At 69.5% G+C, this 6,978-nt stretch carries 11 protein-coding genes; 1 reads left to right on the top strand and 10 read right to left on the bottom strand.

From position 1 onward, the window contains the following. Positions 1-213: 213 nt before the first annotated feature. The 10 genes from ACFOX0_RS33690 to ACFOX0_RS33645 form a co-directional block, all read right to left on the bottom strand. A complete protein-coding gene (locus tag ACFOX0_RS33690; RefSeq protein WP_377553667.1) occupies positions 214-1,425 on the bottom strand; it encodes a helix-turn-helix domain-containing protein in 1,212 nt (403 codons plus the stop codon). Between the two features lie 158 nt (positions 1,426-1,583). Next, positions 1,584-1,991 (bottom strand): hypothetical protein, encoded by a 408-nt coding sequence (locus ACFOX0_RS33685; RefSeq protein ID WP_377553666.1) that lies wholly within the window; start codon positions 1,989-1,991, stop codon positions 1,584-1,586. 266 nt (positions 1,992-2,257) lie between these two features. Continuing rightward, the gene (locus ACFOX0_RS33680) at positions 2,258-2,464 is read right to left on the bottom strand and encodes a hypothetical protein (RefSeq protein WP_377553664.1); all 207 of its coding nucleotides are present in this window, start codon (positions 2,462-2,464) and stop codon (positions 2,258-2,260) included. Positions 2,465-2,561: 97 nt separating this feature from the next. Next, a complete protein-coding gene (locus ACFOX0_RS33675; RefSeq protein WP_377553662.1) occupies positions 2,562-2,810 on the bottom strand; it encodes a hypothetical protein in 249 nt (82 codons plus the stop codon). Next, positions 2,807-2,995, bottom strand: coding sequence for a hypothetical protein (locus ACFOX0_RS33670; protein ID WP_377553660.1), 189 nt, complete (start codon positions 2,993-2,995; stop codon positions 2,807-2,809). Before ACFOX0_RS33670 ends, ACFOX0_RS33675 begins: the two co-directional genes overlap by 4 nt. Beyond that, positions 2,992-3,177, bottom strand: a complete 186-nt coding sequence (locus tag ACFOX0_RS33665; protein ID WP_377553658.1) for a hypothetical protein — start codon at positions 3,175-3,177, stop codon at positions 2,992-2,994. The genes ACFOX0_RS33670 and ACFOX0_RS33665 overlap by 4 nt, the downstream gene beginning before the upstream one ends. A 5-nt stretch (positions 3,178-3,182) precedes the next feature. After that, positions 3,183-3,356, bottom strand: coding sequence for a hypothetical protein (locus ACFOX0_RS33660; protein ID WP_377553656.1), 174 nt, complete (start codon positions 3,354-3,356; stop codon positions 3,183-3,185). Positions 3,357-3,515: 159 nt separating this feature from the next. Further along, positions 3,516-4,514 carry a helix-turn-helix domain-containing protein gene (locus tag ACFOX0_RS33655; protein WP_377553654.1) on the bottom strand — a complete coding sequence of 333 codons (999 nt, stop codon included), beginning with the start codon at positions 4,512-4,514 and terminating at the stop codon, positions 3,516-3,518. Positions 4,515-4,556: 42 nt separating this feature from the next. Continuing rightward, positions 4,557-5,813, bottom strand: a complete 1,257-nt coding sequence (locus ACFOX0_RS33650) for an IS3 family transposase (protein WP_377553668.1) — start codon at positions 5,811-5,813, stop codon at positions 4,557-4,559. A 35-nt stretch (positions 5,814-5,848) separates the two neighbouring features. After that, positions 5,849-6,262, bottom strand: a complete 414-nt coding sequence (locus ACFOX0_RS33645) for a transposase (protein ID WP_377553652.1) — start codon at positions 6,260-6,262, stop codon at positions 5,849-5,851. A 252-nt stretch (positions 6,263-6,514) separates the two neighbouring features. Between ACFOX0_RS33645 and ACFOX0_RS33640 the strand changes: the two genes are divergently transcribed. Further along, complete coding sequence (locus tag ACFOX0_RS33640; RefSeq protein ID WP_377553650.1) at positions 6,515-6,835, top strand: hypothetical protein; 321 nt, start codon at positions 6,515-6,517, stop codon at positions 6,833-6,835. Positions 6,836-6,978: the final 143 nt, after the last annotated feature.

Below are 6,978 nucleotides of genomic sequence, written 5' to 3'. Positions count from 1 at the left end.
AGGAGACCACGCCCACCGCCGCGACAGACGGCCCACCACCATGCCCCAAGACCGCATTCATCGGAGAACACCGATCAATCGCCCGAGGCCGATACATCCGACGCCAGCCATGAACGATCGAGGTTAGCAGGTGACTTTCCGCACTGACAAATGAGTTCGCTTCCGTCCACTGCTGGGCCGAGGCATCGACGCGTCCGTCATGGTGGCGACGAGTCAGGCGACTCCCACCGGCCGGTACGTCTCGTATGCCTCACGCAGGTCGAGTGCCCGGCGTACCCCGGAGCGTTCCACCGCCGCCATCAGCTCGGTGGCGCGCCACCAGTTCGACGGGACCACGCGACCCGAGACGATCGCGACCTCGGCCTGCGCCGCGGCTTCCTCCGGCTCGTCGGCCGCGACCAACGCCAAGCCCAGGTCGAGCCGGGCCGACGCGACCCGCCGCGGCCGGGCCCCGCCGTCTCCGGCCGGGTCCAGCTCGGCGAGTACCGCTCGGGCGTGTTCCTCAGCCGCCGGATCGCCGGCCCAGGCGAGGGTGGTAGCCGTGTAGGCAGCGGCTTTGCTGGGGTCGTACCGGTAGTGGTGTTCGGGCCGATCCGGCACCGGCAACGGCCCGGTCAGCCGGTCAAGCTCTGCCAAGGCTCGCCGGGTCCGGCGCACGTCGCCGATCCGGGCCCACACCCGGCCTTCCTGTGCCACCGACTGAATGCGCGCTGAGCTTCCCCGTGGTGCGATCGCCTGCGCCTGCTGCGCCAGGCCCAGCGCCGTCCGGTAGTCGCCGCAGGTCACCGCCTGCCACGCCCTGGTTTCCCGGCACCATGCACGGATCTCCAGGTGCTCGGCATGGCCGCCCAGTTGGTCGGCGGTCTGCAGGTACGCCTCGGCCGCGGCGAGCTGCCGCAGGTCGATGTGCACCGTGGCGCGCAGAAGCGCCAACCATCCGCCGGCCACGATCAGGCGACGCCGGGTCGTCAGAGTCGCACGACCGTCCAGCAGCCGGGGCAGGTACGCCAGATAGGCCCGTACCGCCGTCAGCAGCTCGGCCGGTCGCGTGGTCGGGTACGCGCCAGCCAACTCGTCAACAGCCCGTTCGAGCCGCTCGACCGTCTCGGTCCCGACGTCGCTGGCCTCGACCCGCCGGGCCAGCTCCCACGCCTTTAGCTCATTGCCGGGGGCCGCTTCAGGCACTTGAGCAGTGAGCCGGCGGACCATTCCGGACAACCGGCCACCGGCGTCGAGTGCCTCGTCGAGTCGGGCCGCTATCTCCACGGTCGGCCGGGCCCGGCCGGTCTCCAACTCGTGCAGCAGAGTCTTGCTCTGGTACAGCTTGCCGGCCAGTGCCCGCAGCGACAGGCCACGTTCCCGGCGCAGCCGGGCCAACTCGGCGGGAAAGCGCAGATCGACGGCGGTGCGGACACATGCCGGCATCGGACCTCCCAGGGAGCGTTCCGGGCGGCGAACCACCGGCGCTACTCCGGCGGATCGTCGAGGTCGACGGTACTCCTGACCAGCCAAGCCTCGATGCCGTGGCGACCGCGGCACGTGAAGATCTGAACCGGGCACGTCTCGCGGGCCGCGGGGACCGGTCATCCGGACCCCGCGGCTGCCGTGCCGTGGTGGAGGTACTGCTGGGTCGCCCGGTCGAAGACGCCGGGGGTCAAGGACCAGTCGCTGTCGCCGGGCTCGCCCAGCCGTCGCAATGCCGCCGGTATGACGTCGATCCAGCCGAACAGGCCGCGGCGTCTCATCCGCTGTCGGTACAGTTCCCGTCCCGCCTCGGTGGGCCGGTAGCGGTCGGTTTCGGGTCGGGCCTCGACGAGACGGGAGGCGGTCAGGCGGCGCACCGCCCGGGTGAACTCCGCCTCGGTCAGCAGGGCGTGATTGATGCCGTCGGCCCTCGCGACGACCTGGCTGAGGGTGCGGCCGTCGTCGGTCGAGTCGCCCGCTATGGCAGAGAAGACCCAGGCGTCCGAGGTCGTCCATCCCGTGGCCACGAACACCAAGGTAGGCCGGGCGCGCACCGAGCAGGAACAGCTGGGAGCCTGTTGTCATGAGGACCTGTCCGGCGGGGCGCGCGGTCACCCGGTTCGCCCGGGAAAGTACGCGCGCGTCGAGCGCGAGCGGCGGTTCCTGTTGGCTGGAGCGCCGGCACCGTCGGCGGTGACGGAATCTCTTATGAATTCGGCACAAGCGTCCTTGCCGAATTCGGGCCTACCGGTTGCCGCTGGTACCACGCGCATCGATCACGGTGATTCACGATTCACACCAGGTGGATCCGCTCGGTCGCGCCGTCGGGGCCGAGGACGACCAGCCTGCCCCCGCTCTGCTCCTGGATGTCGAGGATCAGGTCGTACACGACCAGCGCGCGGTCGACGATCTCGGTCTTCGTGTCCTGCGTGAGGCTGCACGCCTGGTCCAGCGCGGTCTGTCCGCGAGGGACCAGGTTCACGGTGATCCGGTCGGTCATGGGCGAGGGCTGCCCATCGCCGTGCCGACCACGACCAGCACGGTGAAGATCAGCACCATCAGCCAGAACGGCACTCGGCCGCGCAGATCGTCCGGAGTCACCGCTGCGGCCTGCCGGTCAGGCCGGTCGTCCGGGTCCGCGACAGTCGCTGCTCGGCCGGCCGGTCGCCGAACGCCGCCACCAGCTCGGACACGCCAAGGCCGTCCCAGCACCAGCAGCGGCACTGGAGCACCCGGCCGAGCCTGATCACGGCACCCTTGCACCGGTCGTGCCGTTCCTGGATGCCGAGTTCCCAGGCGCCCATGCAGGTCAGGCACAGCGGCCCTCGGTCCAGAGTGCGGCTCACCGCTGGTCCCGGACGATCGGTGCCGGTGCCGACCCGGCGTGCTCGTCCAGGAACCGCCGGGCCGTGGCCCGGGCCTCGCAGTTGTGGACCCTGCAGATCGGGCAGCCGTCCGGCCCGGGCCAATGCTCGGTGATCTTCTTTGCCGCCTTGACCAGGTCGGCGTGCACCTTGGACGGGTCGCTCACGACGCCAGCACCCGTGCCCTTACCCGGTCCAGGTACCGGTGTGCCGATTCCAGCCGCGGGCATCCGTCGTCGGTACAGTCACCACAGGCTGGTCGCCAGGCGGTGCCCGGCCGCTGCCAGTGCTCGTTGATGGTGGCGTTGGCGGTGGCGACCAGGTCGGTGATGCTGACCTGCTCGACCATCGCGGTCACTGGTTGCCGCCGATCCGGCCGGTTGGCGGTCCGGCCCGGTGCTCGGTGTCCTTCGCGGCCTGGTCGAGCAGCCGCCAGCGGGCCCGGTCGGCATCCTCTGCGTCGTCCTGCCTCGCTGCCTCGATGATCTCGGCAGGCTTCGACCGATCCGTCCGGCTGAACAGTCCCATCGCGGCTCCCTCAGGTAGGGGCGCGGTCCCGTGGAAGCTCGGGACCGCTTTCTACCCCTCACCTTCGGCGAGTGCGATGTGACTGAGCAGGTACGACGCGTCCGGTGACCGTCCGGTTACTGTCCGGTCCAGCTCCGGACGGCGGACGGACCGACCGCCTCAGCAGGTGGCGGAAGCCAACGCCTGCCGGTACTCCGTCGTCCACTCGGCGTCGCGCTGGTCGGCCGGCAGACTGTCCAGTCCGGCCCGCAGGTTGTCGGCAGCGGTCACGTTGTCGCCGAGCGCCTGGTGCGCCAGCCCGATCCCCATCCGGGAGAACGTCGGCGTCAGCCAGTACGCGGCCGCCGGCGCGGTCTCCGACTCGGCAGCATCCGTCAGGTCACTGGCCTCGCCGAGCAGGCGACGGGCGGCAGCCGGGTCACCGAGCAACGCGTACCCGTGCGCGGCCTGCACGGCATCGCCAACCCGTTGCAGGGCAGTCGCACCGGGGGTGTGGTACGCCGTGAGGAAGTGCCGCACGATGCCGCGAGCGTTGCCCCGCTGGCGCTCCAGGTAGCCGCGGAAGTTTTCCACCTGAGCGGCCAGCGGCCCGCTGTCGACGGCGTCGGCCTGGTCCGCGGCGTCGGTCAGCACGCGGATCGCCTCCGCATCGTTGCGGGCCTCAGCGTGCAGCCAGCCGACGAATTGGGTCCACTCCGCAGCGACCGGGTGCAGCTCGGCCGCCTGCGGGCCGCCGGCCTGCCGGGCGAGTTCGACCACCGTGCGCCACTGCGGCACGGCCCAGGGCAGCATCACCGGAGCCGGAAGCGCGTCGTCAAGGCGCCGCTGGGCGGCCAAGGTGTCGGCCAGCGCCCGAACCGAGGCAGCATCGAGCCGGGACGGTCGGGCCAGCACGTACCCGATCCGCTCGTCGTCGTCGGGGGTCGTCACGGCTGGCGGCGGGATCACCAGTGCGGCCAGCGTGCCTCCGGCCTCCAGCACGTCGTCCAAGTGCCGGGCGGCGTCGAGCGTCGGCCGGTGCCGGCCGGTCTCCAGATCGTGAACATGCGTCTTGCTGAAGTGGGCGCGGCGGGCAAGGTCCCGCACCGACAGGCCACGAGCGGTGCGGAGTTCCCGCAGCCGGGCCGGGAATCGCGGGTCAATGATCGGCGCGGACATCCTGCCTCCCAGGTAGCGGTCTGGGCGGCGGGCCGCCGGCCGCTACTCCGGCGGACCGCCACTGCCGACGGTACTCTGCACGGCCCGACCAGCATCGCAGCAACGCGGACCGCCCGTCCGGGCAGTCAGGGATAACCCCGGGTTGATCGCAAAGGAACCCGGGGAAAGGTCCGCCAGCTGAGAGCTGTGTCCACGAACCACAGTCTCTGCGGCAGGAGCCCGAGCTGATGCAGCAGGGAATGGCTGTTCGCCGTCGGGTGGTAGAACACGCGAACCGCCGTCGTGAGCCAAAACGGAACCTGTCAAGTCAAGTGAGACGTTTTCGTGGTCAGGTGTTCTGTAGATCTGCGGGTTGAGCTGCTGGTTTGTTGATCCACACGGTGTCGGGCAGGGCAGGGCTGGGGGTCGGGGGCGGCGGGTGAACCGGTCGGGGTGGGTTCGCCAGGCGGCGTCGAGGGTGGCTTGCCGCTGGTCGTGAACGTCGTCGGCGGTGTCGTAGTGCACCGAGGCGGGGGTGTGCAGGCCGATGCCTGAGTGGCGGTGTTCGTGGTTGTAGTAGGTGAAGAACTCGGTGCAGAACTCGCGGGCGTGTTCGAGAGAGTCGAACCGGTCGGGGAACGCGGGGCAGTACTTCAATGTCTTGAACTGCGCTTCGGAGTACGGGTTGTCGTTCGATACCCGGGGTCGGGAGTAGGAGCGGGTGATGTCGAGGTCGGCGAGGAGTTCGGCGACGGGTTTCGAGGTCATCGACGAGCCGCGGTCGGCGTGTAGGACCTCGGGTCGGACCCGGTTGCGGGCGATGGCGTCATCGATCACCTCGCGGGCGAGCATCGAGTCCTCACCGGTGGCGACGTGCCAGCCGACGACGTACCGGGAGTACACGTCGATGATCACGTACAGGTGGTAGAACACGCCCCGCCCGGTGGTTTTCAGGCGGGTGATGTCCCACGACCACACCTGCGACGGCCCGGTCGCGGCCAACTGAGGAATCGTCCGCGGCGGGTGGGTGGCCTGCCGTCGGCGTTCCCGGCTCTCACCCACCTGGCGCAGGATCCGGTACATCGTGGACTGTGAGCACCAGTAGCGGCCGTTGTCGAGTTCGCGGGCCCACACCTGCGCCACGGACATCTCCGCGTACTCATCCCGATGCAACACATCCAGGACCGCGCGGCGTTCGGCCTCGCTCAGTGCCGACGGCGGTGGTGTCTTCGGCCGCAGGGGTCGCGACACCACGGGCGGCTGCTGACGCCGGTAGTGCGTAGCGCGGGATCGGCCGGTCAACCGACACGCCCTCGCCACGCCCACCAGCGGCAGCAGGTTGTCGAACGCCGTGTTCAGCGCCTCCTGCCCGGCCGCGGCGTGTCGTCCGCGCTCTCGGACAGCGTTTCCAAGAGCGCGTGCGCTTTTCCCATGATCTCCAACGCGGTCTTCGTCCGCGCCAGGTCCGTTTCCAGACGCTCGTTACGCCGCCGCAACCGCTCCAACTCAGCCGCCTCCGCGCTACGCCGACGGCCTTCCCCAACAGGGCTCTTGCGGGCACCCAACCTGGTCAACGCTCCGGCGTCCCGCGCGGCCCGCCACTCCAGGATGTGGGAGTGGTACAGGCCCTCCCGACGCAGGATCGCCGCTCCCTCGCCCGTGGCCTTCGCCGCGTCGTACTCCGCCACGATCCGCAGCTTGTACTCCGCGGTGAACGTCCGCCGCTTCGGCCGTCCGCCCTGCTCACCCGGCGTGTTGGGTAGTGTCACGATGATCCTCTTCCTGTCACCCGTCGAGCCTAACTCGCCCGGGAAGGCTGTCTCATCCCAGCCTGGCAGACAGGGAAACGCCTCGTCTGCGGCACCCTTGTCGTACGCGGCGGCGGATCGCTTGAGGTAGGCCAACGAGGGCAAGCACATGCTGCCCACTCATGTCGAACGCTCCTCTCGGAGGCATTCCGATTCAATGCCAGCGGAAACACCATGCCCAGGCGACTCAACTCTCCGACGTAGCCTGGCGTAGTGCTGATCAAGGTGATGGACGACTACGGATGTTGGCCACTGTGGGTTCGTGACGAGGACAGCGGCGTCTACGAGCCGCGCGATCCTGCCACGCTCGGGCTTTCCTCCGGCCTCGTGGGGCGACTGGCCGCTTGGCAGCAGTGGTCGGAATCCATGGTTAACATCGCCGATCCAAATGACAGCAGAGCCGTGGGGGTCGCGGAGGATGCAGCCTTCGCTGCCGAGGGACGTGTGCTGGCGGCGCGTGTTGCGGAAGAGCTGCCGCAGGCGCGGGTCTGGTTCTACGACGACAGCAGCACCGACGCTGCCGGACCGAACTAAGCCGCGGGGCTAGTTGCAATGCCGTTCAGTTAGGGCGGTGGTTGGCCTGTCAAGGTTCGTTGGTGATGACGTTGATGCTGGTGGTGGCTTTGTAGGTGCGGCGGTCGATGTTCGGTCCGCGGGCTTGGTACTTGGAGTTCGAG

The organism is Micromonospora zhanjiangensis (assembly GCF_042650605.1).
Lineage (GTDB): Bacteria > Actinomycetota > Actinomycetes > Mycobacteriales > Micromonosporaceae > Micromonospora_J > Micromonospora_J zhanjiangensis.
The sequence above is the reverse complement of the archived record's forward strand: the minus strand, read 5'-3'. Positions and strand labels throughout refer to the sequence as shown.

Bases quoted from the DNA above. Each gene is read 5' to 3' on its own strand.
- ACFOX0_RS33690 (WP_377553667.1), bottom strand. From the start codon at position 1,425: ATGCCGGCATGTGTCCGCACCGCCGTCGATCTGCGCTTTCCCGCCGAG.
- ACFOX0_RS33680 (WP_377553664.1), bottom strand. From the start codon at position 2,464: ATGACCGACCGGATCACCGTGAACCTGGTCCCTCGCGGACAGACCGCG.
- ACFOX0_RS33665 (WP_377553658.1), bottom strand. From the start codon at position 3,177: ATGGTCGAGCAGGTCAGCATCACCGACCTGGTCGCCACCGCCAACGCC.
- ACFOX0_RS33660 (WP_377553656.1), bottom strand. From the start codon at position 3,356: ATGGGACTGTTCAGCCGGACGGATCGGTCGAAGCCTGCCGAGATCATC.
- ACFOX0_RS33655 (WP_377553654.1), bottom strand. From the start codon at position 4,514: ATGTCCGCGCCGATCATTGACCCGCGATTCCCGGCCCGGCTGCGGGAA.